This window comes from Nonomuraea sp. NPDC052634, from assembly GCF_040678535.1.
Classification (GTDB): domain Bacteria; phylum Actinomycetota; class Actinomycetes; order Streptosporangiales; family Streptosporangiaceae; genus Nonomuraea; species Nonomuraea fastidiosa.
Genome location: NZ_JBFATY010000003.1, coordinates 142757 through 158211, shown reverse-complemented (window position 1 = coordinate 158211; position 15455 = coordinate 142757). Strand labels below are relative to the sequence as shown.

Sequence of the window (15455 nt, the reverse complement as noted above, 5' to 3'; positions counted from 1 at the left end):
TTACCGGGACGCAACCACTTACCCCGCCCGGCCCCGGACCTTCCGGGTGATCGTTACGGCTCGTCAGCGGGCCGATCAGGGCGTGGGAGCTGGACGGCCGTTCCGGGTTCGCCTGACTGGCACGACCGCCCAGCGATTCGCGTGCCCTCGAACTGCAGGGAAGCGTAATGCCTACTTAACGGGCATGCCGCACATAGGGCGATTTTTCTGCAGACCATCTTTGCGGGGTATGTTCGTACGCCTGACGCCCGGCCTACGTCGCGGCCGGTACGCTGAGTGGACCACGCTCGACGTGGGTCACGCTCGACGTGGACCACGCCCGGCGAGGCGAGGCTCGATGAGGGAAGGGACCGAGCAGAGACGTGACTTTCGCCAAGCGGCTCTACCAGCGGTTCGCCTCTCTCGTGCACGAGCTGGCCAAGTTCGGCAGCATCGGGGCGGTCGCGTTCGTCCTCGACACGAGCCTGCTCAACCTCTGCAACGTCGTCATCGGCCTCGGCCCGCTGACCTCCAAGGTCGTCGCCACCACGATCTCCACGACCTTCGCCTATCTCGGCAACCGCTACTGGACCTTCCGCCACCGCGAGCAGAGCGGTCTTGGCCGCGAATACTTCCTGTTCTTCCTGCTCAACGGCATCGCCCTGCTGTTCGGCATGCTGACGATCGGCTTCACCACGTACACGCTGGGCCTGCACGACACGCTCAGCTTCAACATCGCCAACATCGTGGGCGTTGGACTCGGCACCCTGTTCCGTTACTGGTCGTACAAGAAGTGGGTGTTCCTGGAGGCCACCGAGCCCATCCCGGTGGAGCTGCCGGAGGGCGGCGTCAGGCAGGACCGCTGACCACCCTGTTACGGCCGTCGTCGTCGGCCGGGCGCAGGAAGATGGCGAACGTCGCCGGCCTGCGCCGCACCAGCTCGAGCCGGCCGCCGTCGGCGGCGGCCAGCGCACGGGCCAGCGTCAGGCCGAGTCCGGTGCCTCCGCCGCCGCTGACGTTCCTGTCGAAGATCTTGGGGGCGATGTCGTCGGCGATGCCGGGTCCCTCGTCGGACACCTCGATCACCACGTAGTTGTCGCCGCAGGTGGTGGAGACGGTGACCGTGCCGCCGCCGTGCCGCAGGGAGTTCTCCAGCAGCGAGGCGATGACCTGGCCGAAGCCGCCGGTGGTGGCCATCGCTTTCAGCCCGCGTGTGCCTTCGAGCCGCAGCTCGCGCCCGGCGTCCTTGAACACCGGCTCCCACTCGGTCATCTGCTGTGACAGCACCTCGTCCACGGCCACCGGCTCGGCCTGGGCGTGCCGCTGCCGGCGGGCCGCGGCGAGCAGCTCGTCGATGACCGCGGTGAGCCGTTCGGCCTGCACGATCGCCGCCTCGCCCTCCTCGCGGACCACATCGGGCTCGTGGGCCGAGGCCACGATCTCCTCCAGGCGCATCGTCAGCCCCGTCAAGGGGGTGCGGAGCTGATGCGAGGCGTCGGTGGCGAACTCGCGCTCGCGGGTGAGCAGGTCGGAGATGCGGGTGGCGCTGCGGTCGAGCACCTGCGCCACGCGATCCAGCTCGGGGATGCCGTAGCGGTGCTTGCTCGGCCGCGCGTCACCTGACCCCAGCCGGTCGGCGATCTTCGCCAGGTCCTGCAACGGCAGCGTGAGCCGCCGCGACTGCACGACGGCCAGGCTCACGGCGACCGCCAGGGCGGCGCCGGCCAACGCGACGATGAGCAGCAGCCGAGCCCGTACGTCCTGCTCGACCTGGTCGCGGTCGCGACTGATGCGCACATAGATGCCGGTATTGGTCTGGGCGTCCTCGGTCATCAGGTGACCCGACGGCGGGGGGTCGCCGACGACGGTCACCCTCAGGGGGGTTCCGCGTTCCCAGATCTGTATGAATCTGCCCGGATACTTCTGTTCCAGTTGCTGGGGGTCGAGCGGCGTCTCCTGGATGCGGGCGTACTCCACCTCGCCCACGAGACGCTTGGCCTCCGCCCCGAGCTCCTTAGCCGCCTCATCGACGATCAGGCGGCTGACGACGACGCCCAGGGGGACCCCCAGCAGCAGGACCGCGATGACCGCGACGAGCAGCGTGGAGGAGAGCAGTCGGCGGCGCATCTCCTACTCGCGCTCGAACCTGAAGCCGACCCCCCGGACCGTGGTGATGTAACGCGGCTTGGCGGCGTCGTCGCCCAGCTTCCGACGCAACCAGGAGATGTGCATGTCGAGCGTTTTCGTGGACCCCCACCAGTTGGTGTCCCACACCTCGCGCATGATCTGCTCACGGGTGACGACCTTGCCCGCGTCGCGTACGAGCACGCGAAGCAGGTCGAACTCCTTGGTCGTCAGGTGCAGCTCCTTGTCCCCCATCCAGGCGCGGCGCGAATCGGCGTCGATCCGCACGCCCTGGACGACCGGGGTCTCGGAGGTGCCACGCCGCAGCAGCGCCCGCACTCTGGCGAGCAGCTCCGCGAGGCGGAACGGTTTCGTCACGTAGTCATCGGCGCCCGCGTCGAGACCGACGACGGTGTCGACCTCGTCGACGCGTGCCGTGAGAATCAGAACCGGAGTGCCGTGCCCCTCGGCGCGGATCCGGCGGGCGACCTCCAGGCCGTCCATCTCTGGCAGCCCAAGGTCGAGAACAATGAGATCGATGCCGCCCGAAAGGGCCCTCTCCAAGGCTTGAGGGCCGTCGGGGCTCACCTCGACCTGATAGCCCTCGCGGCGCAGTGCGCGCGCAAGCGGCTCGGAAATCGAGGTGTCATCCTCGGCGAGAAGAACGCAGGTCATAAAGCGATCGTAGGACCTTAGGCGATCGTTTCCCGGGTTGAGCGCGCGGTTTGACTCGTCGTTGACCTATCCATTGACCTGGGCAAACACAGCTAAAATACGTTAGGGGGTGATTAAAACACCACCGCTTGCGTTGCGCGGGTCAACGGGGCGGTCATGCCCGTTCGGGAACGCCGCAATCACCACGACCGGCTAATGATCGGCGTTTCTCGCATAAGTCGCCGAAAATCGATCAAGCGGAAATGTCGCTGTTTTCAGGCGAGCGCCGTTCGGCGGGCCCGAGCGGTACAGTGCGAGCCTTCCGGCCGAGGGGAAACGGGCCTGATCGATCCGGGAGGCCGGGGCGCGCGGCTGAGGAGCCGCGGCGCACCCCGGGAGGGGCCACGGATGAGTGCGTACGGGCCGGCGCGGAGCACCCGGGCGTCCCGGCGTCCGTCGAGGGGCTTCGAGCGCCGGCGACGGCGACGGCGACGGCGACGGCGGGACCGGTCAGTTGTAGTCGTTGTCGAACGAGCGAGGCTCGGCGTAACGCGCCAGGTAGAGCTGCTCGCCCAGGGTCTGGATCAGCTCCAGCTCGGTTTCGAGGTAGTCGATGTGCTCTTCCTCGTCCTTGAGGATGTCCTCGAAGATGTTCGCCGAGGTGATGTCGCCCTTCTCGCGCATGAGCTGGATGGCCGGCCGCAGCCGCTGCACCACCGCCATCTCCACCTCCAAGTCGGCCTGGATCTGCTCGGGCACGGTCTGCCCAATGTGGAGCGTTCCAAGCCGCTGATAGTTGGGCAGGCCCTCGAGGAAGAGGATGCGGTCGGTGAGCCGCTCGGCGTGGCGCATCTCCTCGATGGACTCGTCGCGGGTGCGCTTGGCGAGCTTGGTGTATCCCCAGTTCTCCTGCATCTTGGCGTGCAGGAAGTACTGGTTGATCGCGGTCAGCTCGGCGGTGAGCTGTTCGTTGAGCAACTCGATGATCTGCCTATCGCCCTGCATAACGGGCCCCTCATCGTCGATCCGGTCATGCGGTCGTCAGTTCCTGAGACCTTTTCAGGATCGCACAGATCTTCCGAACACAACGGGCACAGTCACCACCGGCACCAGTGGTGTCGCGGATCTGCTTGGCGCTGGTCGCCCCGGCGGCGATGCAGTCGTGCACTTCGTTCTCGGTCACGGCACGACAGATGCACACGTACATTGCTGGGGGCATGCCTTTCACACGCAGGGATGAGGGAGACCGCCTTAGGTAAGGCACACCTAAAGATAACCCACTGAGGTTAGGCTTGCCTACGTCGGGTCGGTCGCACGCGCCGGATCCTCGCAGGTGAAAGGCCTTTCGCGCGTCAGAAGGGCCCCGGCTCAGCATCACAAGGCCCCTGGCTCAGCGTCAGGAGGCCCGGCTCGGCATCACGAGGCCCCGGCTCGGCATCACGAGGCCCCGGCTCAGCGTCGGAAGGCCCCGGCTCAGTGGCCGCGGGCGATCCACTCCTCCAGGTGCGGCGCCTCGGCGCCGATGGTGGTGGAGTCGCCGTGCCCGGTGTGGACGACCGTCTCCGGCGGCAGCGTCAGCAGCCGGTCCCTGATCGAGTCGATGATCGTCTCGAACGAGCTGTAGGACCGCCCGGTCGCACCCGGCCCGCCCTTGAACAGCGTGTCACCGCTGAACAGCGCCCCCAGGTCGGGCGCGAACAGGCAGACCGCGCCCGGCGAGTGGCCCGGCGTGTGCAGAATCTGCAGCGCGATGCCGCCCACGGTGAGCTTGTCGCCGTCGCCGAGCGGCTCGTACGACACCTCGGGCCCGTACACCTGCTCCCACAGCACCTGGTCGGCCGGGTGCAGCCGGATCGGCGCGCCCGTGCGCTCGGCCAGCTCGCGGGCGGCGTTGATGTGGTCGTTGTGCGCGTGGGTGCAGACGATGGCCCGCACGCTGCGCCCGCCCGCACGCTCGGCGATCGCCGTCGCGTCGTGGGCGGCGTCGATGACCACGACCTCGCGGGCGTCGCCGACCAGCCAGACGTTGTTGTCGACGTCCCACGTGCCGCCGTCCAGCGAGAACGTGCCCGAGGTGATGACCCTGTCGATCATCAGAAGACCACCACCGAACGCAGCACCTCGCCCCTGTGCATCTTCGCGAACGCCTCCTCGACCTGCTCGACCCCGATCGTCTCGGAGACGAACTTGTCGAGCGGCAGGCGGTTTTGCAGGAACAGGTCGATGAGCATGGGGAAGTCGCGCGACGGCAGGCAGTCGCCGTACCAGGAGGACTTCAGCGCGCCGCCGCGGCCGAACACGTCGAGCAGCGGCAGGTCGATGCGCATCTCCGGGGTCGGCACGCCGACGAGCACCACCGTGCCGGCCAGGTCGCGGGCGTAGAACGCCTGCTCGTACGTCTCGGGCCTGCCCACCGCCTCGACCACCACGTCCGCGCCGAAGCCGCCGGTCAGCTCGCGGATCGCCTCGACCGGGTCGTTCTCGCGGGAGTTGACCGTGTGGGTGGCGCCGAACTGGCGGGCCCACTCCAGCTTGCGGTCGTCCACGTCGACCGCGATGATCTTCGCCGCGCCGGCCAGCGAGGAGCCGAGGATGGCCGCGTCGCCGACGCCGCCGCAGCCGATGACCGCCACGCTGTCGCCGCGGGTGACGCCGCCGGTGTTGATCGCCGCGCCGATGCCGGCCATCACGCCGCAGCCCAGCAGGCCCGCGACCTGCGCGGGCGCGTCGGCGGAGACCTTCGTGCACTGGCCCGCCGCGACGAGCGTCTTGTCGAGGAACGCCCCGATGCCGAGCGCGGGCGACAGCTCGGTGCCGTCCTTGAGCGTCATCTTCTGCTTGGCGTTGTGGGTGTTGAAGCAGTACCACGGCCGCCCGCGCAGGCAGGCCCGGCACTGGCCGCACACCGCGCGCCAGTTGAGGATCACGAAGTCGCCGGGCGCGACCTCGGTGACACCGGGGCCGACCGCCTCGACGACGCCCGCCGCCTCGTGTCCGAGCAGGAACGGGTAGTCATCGCTGATCCCGCCCTCCCGATAGTGCAGGTCGGTGTGGCACACGCCGCAGGCCTGCACGTTCACCACCGCTTCGCCCGGACCTGGGTCCGGCACGATCACCGTCTCGAGGGAAACTTCCTGGCCCTTGCCCCGGGCGACGACGCCCTGCACTTCGTACGGCATGCCAGCCATCTTGTGTCAGGAGGTTGATCTCCGCAAGGGACCGGGCGTGAGCACGCCGAGACCTTTGCGGACCGCGTCCCCGCCCGCGTCAGCGGCCGTCGATCTCCCCGTCGGAGGCGTCCTCCACGAGCCGGAACAGGTCGGTGCGGACGTCCTGGATCTTCGGGATGTCGCGCAGCACGATCTCGCCGCGCTCGCCCGCCGACTCGACCGTCAGCGTGCCGCAGCCGAGCAGGCGCTCGGCGAAGGTCTGGTCGGAGCTCACCGTGTTGACCTTGGCGATGGGAATCTCGTCGGTCGACTTGTTGAGCACGCCGGTGCTGATCGTGAAGCGGTGGGTGGTGAGCACGTAGCCGGTGTTCTTCCACTGCAGGTACGGCACGAACGACCAGATCGTCAGCAGGATGAGCCCGATGACCGCGACCGCGATCCTGGCGTAGGCGGCGTACTCGAAGTCGCCGGGGATGAAGTAGATCGCCGCGCCCGAGGCGAGGGCTATGAGGACCAGCGCGATGAAGGGACCGACGAGCCGCTTCCAGTGGGGGTGGAAGGATCGGACGCGCCGCTCACCCTGCGTCAGATGGTGGTCGGGAATGGTCATGGCCCAATCATGGCCCAAAACGTGCCATCAACGCTGCGTGCCTGCCATGCCACCGGAGGAAACCGGCTCGCTCACCCCGCCGGCCTGACGTGCACGACGTCGCCCGCGCTCAGCGTGTGACGCTCGCCGTCCGCCTCCACCTGTAGGTGGCCGTCCTTGTCGATGCCGGTGGCCAGGCCGGTGAGCGTGCGGTCGCCGGGCAGCTCGACCCTGACCCGCTGTCCCACGGTGGCGCTGGCCGCCAGGTAGGCCGAGCGCAGGCCGGCCGCCTCCGCGTCGCCGCCCGCCCGCGTCCAGTCGCGGTAGTGGGTCTCGACCTCGCGCAGCACGGCGCGCAGGAGCGGGTCGCGGTCGGTGCAGGCCGCCTTCTCGACGGCCAGCGACGTGGCGGTCTCGACGGGCAGCTCGTCATCGCGCAGCGAGACGTTGAGCCCCATGCCGATGACGACGGCGTCGCCCGAGCGCTCGGCCAGCACGCCGGCCAGCTTGCGCTCGCCGATCAGCAGGTCGTTGGGCCACTTGAGCCGGACGTCCACCTCGGCGATGCGGCGTACGGCCGAGGCGGCGGCGACGCCGTACAGCAGCGACAGCCAGCTCTGGGCCGCGATCGGCATCTGCGGCCTGAGCAGGATGGAGAACGTCAGTCCTGAACGGGGCGGCGCCGACCATGTGCGGCCCAGCCGCCCGCGGCCCGCCCGCTGCGCCTCCGCGATCAGCACCGTGCCCTCGGGCGCGCCGGCGCGGGCGGCCGCGGCCAGGTCGGCGTTGGTGGAACCGGTGCTGCCGACGACGGTGAGCGCGGTCCACAGCGAGCCGGGACGCACCAGGGCACGGGTGAGCGCCGCCTCGGACAGTGGCGGACGCTCGAGGTCGGAGTAGCGTGAGTCGGGCATCCCCCTATCTTCGCAGGGGGTAGGAGGGAGGGATGAGCATGCGTACGACTCCCCCGGCGGCGAGCGGCCGGGACGCGCAGGCGCGCCCTGGGCCGATCACCCGCGTCCGCGTCAGGGAGCTGACCGGCGCGTCGGGCCGCGACCGGCGCGACGACCTCGCGACCGAGGAGCCGCTGGAGATCCGGCTCACCGCTCCCGACGGCACGCGCAGGACGGTCGCCATCACCATGCGCACGCCGGGACACGACTTCGAGCTGGCCGCCGGGTTCCTGCACGGCGAGGGCCTCGTGGGGCCCGGCGACATCGCGGCGATCGCGTACTGCACCGACGAGGACCTGCCGCCCGAGGCGCGCTACAACACGGTGACGGTACGGCTGCACGGCCCCATCCCCGAGCTGCCCGCGCTCGACCGGCACTTCCTGACCTCCAGCGCCTGCGGCGTGTGCGGCTCTGCGAGCCTCGACGCGCTGCGCGACCGCTGCCGCTCGGTGCCGCGCGGCGAGCTCACGCTCTCCCCCGACCTGCTGTACGGGCTGCCCGAGGCGCTGCGGCTGGCCCAGGGCGTGTTCGGCAAGACGGGCGGCCTGCACGCCGCGGGCCTGTTCGCGGCCGACGGCACGCCGGTGGCGGTGCGCGAGGACGTCGGCCGGCACAACGCGGTCGACAAGCTCGTGGGGTGGGCGGCGCTGAACGGGCGGCTGCCGCTGGCCGAGCACGTGCTCATGGTCAGCGGCCGGGCCAGCTACGAGATCATGCAGAAGGCGCTGGCGGCCGGGGTGCCCGTGGTGTGCGCGGTGTCGGCCCCGTCGTCGCTGGCGGTGGAGCTGGCCAGGGAGTTCGGGCTGACGCTGGTGGGCTTCCTGCGCGGGGAGCGCTGCAACGTGTACGCGGGCGCCGAACGCGTCCTGTCGTGAGCGGTCCGCTTCACGGCGGATGCCCGTGCCGGGGCGTCCCGGCACGGGCTCCACGTGCGGTCAGCCGGTGTTCTGCAGGCCGGCCGCGACGCCGTTGACCGACAGCAGCAGCAGCGTGGACAGCCGGTCGCGCTCCTGCTCCGACGGGTTGCCGGTGCGCAGCGCGCGCAGGGCGCGGAGCTGGAGGTGCGACAGCGCGTCCACGTACGGGTCGCGCAGCTGCACGGCCCTGCTGAGCACCTTGCGGTTCTCCAGCAGCCGGGTGTGCCCGGTGACGCGCAGCACCAGCTCGCGGGTGCGGTCGTACTCCTCCAGGACCTGCCTGCTGAAGTCCTCGCGGCCGCCGAGCGCGAGGTAGCGCTCGGCGATCGAGCGGTCGGTCTTGGCCAGCGACATCTCGGCGTTGTCCAGCAGCGAGTTGAACAGCGGCCATTCCCGGTAGGCGGCACGCAGCTCGTCGATGTCGCCGACGGCGGCGAGTCCGGTGCCGAGGCCGTACCAGCCGGGCAGGTTGACGCGGGTCTGCGCCCAGGCGAACACCCACGGGATGGCCCGCAGGTCGTCGAGCGAGCGGGGCGCGCCCAGGCCGCGCCGGGCCGGGCGGGAGCCGAGCCGCAGCGTGCCGATCTCCTCCAGCGGGCTGACCAGGCCGAACCACTCGGGGAAGCCCGGCGCCTCGGTCAGCGCGCGGTACGCCTGCTCGGACGCCCTGGCCACCTGCTCGGCCAGCCCGCGGAAGCGCTCGGCGGCGGCCGCCGTGCGCTCGCTCACCGTGGGCGACGAGGCCAGCAGCACCGCGTTGGCCACCTGCTCCAGATGGCGGCGGGCGATCGCGATGTGGCCGTAGCGGGCGAAGATGACCTCACCCTGCTCGGTGACCTTGAACCGGCCCGCCACCGAGCCGGGCGCCTGCGCCAGCACCGCGCGGTTGGCCGGGCCGCCGCCGCGGCCGAGCGCGCCACCCCTGCCGTGGAACATGCGGAGCTTGACGTCGTGCTTGGCGGCCCAGGCGGTCAGCGCCTCCTGCGCCTCGTACAGCCGCAGCGTGGCGGCGGCGGGGCCGAGCTCCTTGGCCGAGTCGGAGTAGCCGAGCATGATCTCCATGCGCCGGCCGGTGTCGGCCAGCCGCTGCTGCACTTCGGGGATCTCCAGCATGCCGGTCAGCACGTCGGCCGAGTTGGCGAGGTCCTGGCCCGACTCGAACAGCGGCACCACGTCGAGCACCGGCGCGCGATCGCCGAGCGCGTAGCGGGCCAGCTCGTAGACGGCGGCGATGTCGTCGGCCGAGCGGGTGAAGGAGACCACGTAGCGCGAGCAGGCACGGACGCCGTAGCGCTCCTGGATCCAGCCGATCACCCGGATGGTGGCCAGCACCTCCTCGGTGCGCTCCGACGGCTCGGCACCCGAGCGCAGCTCCTCCAGCGCGGCGGCGTGCACCTGGGAGTGCTGGCGCACCTCCAGCTCGGCCAGGTGGAAGCCGAACGTCTCCACCTGCCAGATGAGGTGCTGCAGCTCGCCGTACGCCTGCCGCGGCGCGGAGGCGGCCAGCGACTCCTGGGCGAGGCGCAGGTCGGCGAGCAGCTCGTCGGGCGAGCGGTAGGCCAGGTCGAGGTCGCGGCGGTGGGTGGCGGCGATGCGGGCGGCCACGAACAGCAGCCACTGCCGGTGCGGCTCGCGCGGCGAGCGGGTGGCCAGCTCCGACACCACGTCGGGGTGGGCGGCCACGGCCGCCGCCAGCCGGGTGCGCAGCTCGGCCGAGGGCGGCGCGAACTGGGCGGAGGCGGTCAGCGTGCGGGCGATGCGGGAGCAGGCCGTCTCCAGTGCCGCGAGGACGTGCTCCGACTGGATCTGGATGGTCTCGCGGGTGACCTTGGCGGTCACGTTGGGGTTGCCGTCGCGGTCGCCGCCGATCCAGCTTCCGTACCTGATGAACGGCTTGGCCAGGGGCGGGCGGGTGCCGGTGCGCTCGTCGAGCGCCGCGTCGAGCGAGCGGTAGACCTGCGGCACCGTACGGAACAGCGTCTCGTCGAAGGCGGCCATGGCGGTGCGCACCTCGTCGAGCGGGTCGAGCTTGGTGGAGCGGAGCTGGGCCGTGCGCCACAGCAGGTCGATCTCCTCCAGCAGGCGCCGCTTGCTCTCGGCGCGCTCGGAGGCCCCGCGGCCTGGGGCGTTGTACTCGGTGAGCTGGCCGCTGATGCGCTGGATGGCGGTGACCACGGCCCGCCTGCGGGCCTCCGTGGGGTGCGCGGTGAGCACCGGGTGCAGCTCAAGGCCCTCCAGCAGCTCGACGACGCGGTCCTGGCCGAGCTGCTGCACGGCCTGCGCGAGCGATTCGCGCTGCACCTTGCCCTCGGCATCGCGCTCGCGCAGCGTGCGGATGCGGTAGTGCTCCTCGGCCAGGTTGGCGAGGTGGAAGTAGCAGGTGAACGCGCGGGCCACCGCCACGGCCCGCTCGATCTCCCATCCGGCGACCATTTCGGTGATGGCGTCGGCCGAGACCTCGCCCCTGCGCGCCGCGATGACGGCTTTGCGCAGGCGTTCGACGTCGGCCAGCAGGTCTTCGCCGCCCTGCTCGGCCAGCACCTGGCCGAGCAGTTTGCCGAGCAGACGCACGTCGTGGCGTAGCTCGTCCGGCATCTCGGTAACGGCGGCACTGCGACGCTCGAGCCCCTGGTCAATCATGTTTCGAAGGGTAGCGAGTCGGTTTTCGGCGCCGTAGACCGGTCTCAGGTATTGGACTAGACCACTGGTCAGGTGGGTCGCGACACCGCCGCGAGGAGTTCTGGCGTACGGCGGAAGCCGACCCTGGCGGCCAGCCGCCGCCCGAGCGTCTCCAGCAGCAGCCCGTAGCAGGGCGCGAGCACGGCCGCCCAGGTGAGCCCGAACGCCATCGGCACGACGAACGGCAGCGACAGCACGCTGATCGCCACCATGGCGCCCGCCCCCGAGGCGAACGCGAGCCCGCCCTGTCCGGGGGCGGCGCCGGTGAAGGCGTTCATGCGTTCCGGCACCGTGTACGGCAGCACCACGCTGGTCACCGAGCCGACCCCGAGCCCGGTGCCGAGCACGCCCCACCCGGTGAGCAGGGCGGGCGCGATGGCGGACGGGTGGCCGGTGAACAGGGCGGCGCCGGTGGCGATCACCGCGATCAGCGGCACGGCGATGAGCGCGCTCGCGAGGTGCCGCCCGGCGAGGTCGGTGGCCAGGCCGCGCTCGCCGCCGGACGCGACGGCGTTCATCCAGATCGAGCGGCCGTCGATGCCGAAGGCGTTGACCGACTGCAGGGCGATCATGCCGGCGGCGATCGAGGCCAGCGCGATCGCCGTGCCGGGGCCGCCGGTTCCCCCTCTGGTCAGCGAGAACGCCAGGACGACGGTGATCGCCATCGCGCTGAACCAGCCGACGCGGTAGCGGGGCTCGCGCCTGATGTACTTCAGCTCCTTGGTCACCACGGCGGCCAGCGGCCCGTCGGGCAGGAAGCGGTCGATGAGCCCGCTCTCCCTGCGTACGGTGGCCGCTTTGGCGGAGGCGCCGGGCGTGACCAGGGCCCGGCTGAGCGCCTTGATCCAGAGCACGGCCAGCACCACGGTGAGCAGCGCGACCAGCACCACCTCGGCGAGCGCGAGTAGCCCGCCGTCGGTGATGGCGTGGGCCAGCATGCCGGGCGGCGTCCACCTGAGCGCGCCGGCCAGGCGGTGCAGCAGCGCCGCCGGGTCGGCGAAGCCGCTGTTCAGCAGCAGATTGGGAAGCTGCGCGAGCAGGACGACGAGCAGCGCGGCCACGGCCAGCACGTCGCGCCCGCGTCTGGTGCGCAGCGCGCTGGACAGTGCCGTGGTGATCAGCCGGGACGCCACCACGCAGAGCGCGAACTGCACCAGCACCGCGAGCAGCCCGATCAGCCAGCCGCCCGCGGTCGACGCGAGCCCGACGAGCGCGCCGAGCGTGACGATCAGCAGCGCGGCGGGCCAGACGCCGATCACGGACGCGGTGAACATGCCGACCGCGAGGCGCGGGGTGCGCAGCGGCAGCAGTGCGAGCTTGGCCGGGTCGACCGTGTCGTCCACGCCGAACGCGAGCAGCGGCACGATCATCCAGCCCGCGAGCAGCGCGGCGAAGGCGAGGGTGACGAGGTCGGCGGCGACGTCCTGGGTGGCCAGCCGCAGCAGGCTCATGAGGAAGAAGCCGAGCGCGGCCACGCCTGCCGCGAGGAGCAGCGTGAACACGAAGCCGATCTTGCGCTGCGGGTCGCCGCGCAGGTTTCCGGCCATCAGGCGCAGCTTGAGCTGCGCGAAGAGCGCGACCGTCGCCATGGGTCAGGCTCCCCCTGCCGGGCCCTGCTGCCGGGGATGAGGCTGCGGAGGGCCGGGGTGCGGGGGACCCGGCTGTGGCCGGCCGGGCGGCGGCGGGCCGAACTGCGGAGGACCGTATGGCGCGGGACCCGGCTGCGGAGGACCGGGCTGTGGCGGGCCGGGCTGTGGCGGGCCGGGCGGCATCGGGCGGGAGCCGAGCCAGCTCAGCTGCGCGCCGCCGGCGCCGGGCGCGCCGCCGACGAGGTCGAGGAATGCCTCGTTGAGACTGCGCCCGCCGCGTACGTCCGCTAACGGGCCCTGCGCCACGATCTGCCCCGCGCTCATCACCGACACCCAGTCGCACAGCCGCTCGACCAGGTCCATCACGTGGCTGGAGAAGACGACGGTGGAGCCGGAGGCGGTGTAGCGGCGCAGCACCTCGGTGAGCGTGTTGGCGCTGACCGGATCGACGCCTTCGAACGGCTCGTCGAGGAAGAGCACCGACGGGTTGTGCAGCAGCGCGGCGGCCAGGCCGATCTTCTTGCGCATGCCGGTGGAGTAGTCGACGACGAGCTTGTCGGCGCTGGAGGTGAGGTCCATCACGTCGAGCAGTTCGGCGGCGCGCTGTTCGACGTCGGCCTTGGGAATGCCGCGCAGGCGGCCGTTGTAGATCAGCAGCTCGCGGCCGGAGAGCCGCTCGAACAGCCGCAGCCCTTCGGGCAGCACGCCGATGCGGGCCTTGACCGCGACGGGGTCGTGCCAGACGGAGTAGCCGTCGATCTCCGCGACGCCGCCGTCGGGGCGCAGCAGCCCGGTGATCATGCTGAGCGTGGTCGTCTTGCCGGCTCCGTTGGGGCCGACGAGGCCGGCGAAACTGCCTCGGGGGATGGTCAGGTTCACACCGGCGACGGCGATCTGCTGCCCGTAGCGCTTGAGCAGGGCGTGCGTGCGTACGGCGTCCGTCATGGCTCCACTCTAGGAGGAGGGGCTAGCCTTGCGCGCATGACCACTGCCGAGCCGATGCCGGAAGAACCGGATATTCACACCACCGCCGGAAAGATCGCTGATCTGGAGTTTCGTCGCGCGGAGGCCGTGCACGCGGGGTCCGCCGCGGCGGTGGAGAAGCAGCACGCCAAGGGCAAGATGACGGCCAGGGAGCGGGTGCTGGCGCTGCTCGACGAGGGCTCGTTCGTCGAGTTCGACGCGTTCGCCAGGCACCGCTCGGCCATGTTCGGGCTGGACAAGCGGCGTCCGTACGGCGACGGCGTGATCACCGGGCACGGCACCATCGACGGCCGCCAGGTGTGCGTGTTCTCGCAGGACGTGACGGTCTTCGGCGGCTCGCTCGGCGAGGTGTACGGCGAGAAGATCGTCAAGGTGCTCGACCTGGCGCTCAAGACCGGCTGCCCGATCATCGGCATCAACGAGGGCGGCGGCGCCCGCATCCAGGAGGGCGTAGTCGCGCTCGGCCTGTACGCCGAGATCTTCAAGCGCAACGTGCACGCCTCCGGCGTGATCCCGCAGATCTCGCTCATCATGGGCGCCGCGGCCGGCGGTCACGTCTACTCCCCCGCGCTCACCGACTTCGTGGTGATGGTGGACCAGACCTCGCACATGTTCATCACGGGTCCCGACGTGATCAAGACGGTGACCGGCGAGGAGGTCACGTTCGAGGAGCTGGGCGGGGCGCACACGCACAACACGAAGTCGGGCGTGGCCCACTACCAGGCCGCCGACGAGCAGGACGCGTTCGACTACGTCAGGGCGCTGCTGTCGTACCTGCCGTCCAACAACCTCGACGAGCCGCCCGTCTACGCCGCGGCCGAGGACCTCGACCCGGACCCCGAGCTGGACGAGCTGATCCCCGACTCGGCGAACCAGCCGTACGACATGCACCGGGTGATCGAGCACGTGCTGGACGACGGTGAGTTCCTTGAGGTCCACGCGCAGTTCGCACCGAACATCGTGGTCGGGTACGGCCGGGTGGACGGTCAGCCGGTGGGCGTGGTGGCCAACCAGCCCATGCATTTCGCCGGATGCCTGGATATCAAGGCATCTGAGAAGGCTGCAAGATTTATTCGAACATGTGATGCCTTCAATATCCCAATCTTGACTTTTGTTGATGTCCCGGGTTTCCTCCCCGGCACCGATCAGGAATGGAACGGAATCATCCGCCACGGCGCCAAGCTCCTGTACGCCTACGCCGAGGCGACGGTCCCGCTGATCACCGTGATCACGCGCAAGGCGTACGGCGGCGCGTACGACGTCATGGGCTCCAAGCACCTCGGCGCGGACATCAACCTGGCCTGGCCCACCGCACAGATCGCGGTCATGGGCGCCCAGGGCGCGGTCAACATCCTCTACCGGCGCGAGCTGGCCGCCGCCGACGACCCCGACGCGCACCGGGCCAAGCTCGTCACCGAGTACGAGGACACGCTGGCGAACCCGTACATCGCGGCCGAAAGGGGCTATGTGGACGCGGTGATCCGGCCGTCCGAGACCCGGCCGCAGGTCGTCAAGGCGCTGCGCGCGCTGCGGAACAAGCGGGCCACGCTCCCGCCCAAGAAGCATGGGAACATCCCGCTATGACGCCACATCTGCGTATTGTCCGGGGCGACGCCACGCCCGAGGAGGTGGCCGCGCTCGTGACCGCGCTCGCGGCGCGGCGACGCCCCGCAGCCGAAACGGAGCGCGCTCCATCTTCGCCTCGCCAAACCTGGCGAAACCCCGCCAGAGCTATGCGTAAGCCTGTCGTCCCAGGGAAGTCGGCATGGCGGATGAGCGCACTACCCTAGATAGATCCTGCGAATCGGGTGTCAAGT

At 70.5% G+C, this 15455-nt stretch carries 15 protein-coding genes; 4 read left to right on the top strand and 11 right to left on the bottom strand.

The window, feature by feature from the left end; translation table 11 throughout:
- Window positions 1–362 precede the first annotated feature (362 nt).
- The gene (locus AB0K67_RS16730; protein ID WP_364060012.1) at window positions 363–845 is read left to right on the top strand and encodes a GtrA family protein; all 483 of its coding nucleotides are present in this window, start codon (window positions 363–365) and stop codon (window positions 843–845) included.
- Here AB0K67_RS16730 and AB0K67_RS16725 read toward each other — a convergent pair.
- The 8 genes from AB0K67_RS16725 to AB0K67_RS16690 all read right to left on the bottom strand — a co-directional run bounded on the left by AB0K67_RS16725 (window position 829) and on the right by AB0K67_RS16690 (window position 7430).
- Window positions 829–2106 (bottom strand): ATP-binding protein, encoded by a 1278-nt coding sequence (locus AB0K67_RS16725; protein ID WP_364060009.1) that lies wholly within the window; start codon window positions 2104–2106, stop codon window positions 829–831. The two genes, AB0K67_RS16730 and AB0K67_RS16725, sit on opposite strands and share 17 nt — an antisense overlap.
- A gap of 3 nt (window positions 2107–2109) precedes the next feature.
- Window positions 2110–2778: a response regulator transcription factor gene (locus AB0K67_RS16720; protein ID WP_012888073.1), complete on the bottom strand. Its 669-nt coding sequence runs from the start codon at window positions 2776–2778 to the stop codon at window positions 2110–2112.
- A gap of 489 nt (window positions 2779–3267) precedes the next feature.
- Window positions 3268–3762 (bottom strand): bacterioferritin, encoded by a 495-nt coding sequence (gene bfr / locus AB0K67_RS16715; RefSeq protein WP_364060006.1) that lies wholly within the window; start codon window positions 3760–3762, stop codon window positions 3268–3270.
- Window positions 3763–3787: 25 nt separating this feature from the next.
- On the bottom strand, window positions 3788–3964 hold the full coding sequence (locus AB0K67_RS16710) for a (2Fe-2S)-binding protein (RefSeq protein ID WP_364060003.1): 177 nt from the start codon (window positions 3962–3964) through the stop codon (window positions 3788–3790).
- 266 nt (window positions 3965–4230) lie between these two features.
- Complete coding sequence (locus AB0K67_RS16705; RefSeq protein WP_364060000.1) at window positions 4231–4851, bottom strand: MBL fold metallo-hydrolase; 621 nt, start codon at window positions 4849–4851, stop codon at window positions 4231–4233.
- Window positions 4851–5936, bottom strand: coding sequence for an S-(hydroxymethyl)mycothiol dehydrogenase (locus AB0K67_RS16700; protein WP_364059997.1), 1086 nt, complete (start codon window positions 5934–5936; stop codon window positions 4851–4853). The genes AB0K67_RS16705 and AB0K67_RS16700 overlap by 1 nt, the downstream gene beginning before the upstream one ends.
- A gap of 88 nt (window positions 5937–6024) precedes the next feature.
- Window positions 6025–6537, bottom strand: a complete 513-nt coding sequence (locus AB0K67_RS16695; RefSeq protein ID WP_364059994.1) for a PH domain-containing protein — start codon at window positions 6535–6537, stop codon at window positions 6025–6027.
- Between the two features lie 71 nt (window positions 6538–6608).
- Window positions 6609–7430 carry a biotin--[acetyl-CoA-carboxylase] ligase gene (locus tag AB0K67_RS16690; RefSeq protein WP_364059991.1) on the bottom strand — a complete coding sequence of 274 codons (822 nt, stop codon included), beginning with the start codon at window positions 7428–7430 and terminating at the stop codon, window positions 6609–6611.
- A 32-nt stretch (window positions 7431–7462) separates the two neighbouring features.
- On the opposite strand from AB0K67_RS16690, the gene fdhD reads away from it, so the two are divergent.
- Window positions 7463–8344, top strand: a complete 882-nt coding sequence (gene fdhD, locus AB0K67_RS16685) for a formate dehydrogenase accessory sulfurtransferase FdhD (protein ID WP_364059988.1) — start codon at window positions 7463–7465, stop codon at window positions 8342–8344.
- 60 nt (window positions 8345–8404) lie between these two features.
- On the opposite strand, the gene AB0K67_RS16680 is transcribed toward fdhD, so the two are convergent.
- The 3 genes from AB0K67_RS16680 to AB0K67_RS16670 all read right to left on the bottom strand — a co-directional run bounded on the left by AB0K67_RS16680 (window position 8405) and on the right by AB0K67_RS16670 (window position 13599).
- Window positions 8405–11026, bottom strand: a complete 2622-nt coding sequence (locus AB0K67_RS16680) for a phosphoenolpyruvate carboxylase (protein ID WP_364059985.1) — start codon at window positions 11024–11026, stop codon at window positions 8405–8407.
- 68 nt (window positions 11027–11094) lie between these two features.
- Entirely contained in the window at window positions 11095–12654 is a 1560-nt protein-coding gene (locus AB0K67_RS16675; protein ID WP_364059982.1) for a hypothetical protein, read from the bottom strand.
- Window positions 12655–12657: 3 nt separating this feature from the next.
- The gene (locus AB0K67_RS16670; protein ID WP_364059979.1) at window positions 12658–13599 is read right to left on the bottom strand and encodes an ABC transporter ATP-binding protein; all 942 of its coding nucleotides are present in this window, start codon (window positions 13597–13599) and stop codon (window positions 12658–12660) included.
- A gap of 36 nt (window positions 13600–13635) precedes the next feature.
- Here AB0K67_RS16670 and AB0K67_RS16665 point away from each other — a divergent pair, with 36 nt between their 5' ends.
- Entirely contained in the window at window positions 13636–15222 is a 1587-nt protein-coding gene (locus AB0K67_RS16665) for an acyl-CoA carboxylase subunit beta (protein ID WP_364059976.1), read from the top strand.
- The gene (locus AB0K67_RS16660) at window positions 15219–15428 is read left to right on the top strand and encodes an acyl-CoA carboxylase subunit epsilon (protein WP_364059973.1); all 210 of its coding nucleotides are present in this window, start codon (window positions 15219–15221) and stop codon (window positions 15426–15428) included. The genes AB0K67_RS16665 and AB0K67_RS16660 overlap by 4 nt, the downstream gene beginning before the upstream one ends.
- The last annotated feature ends 27 nt before the right edge of the window (window positions 15429–15455 follow it).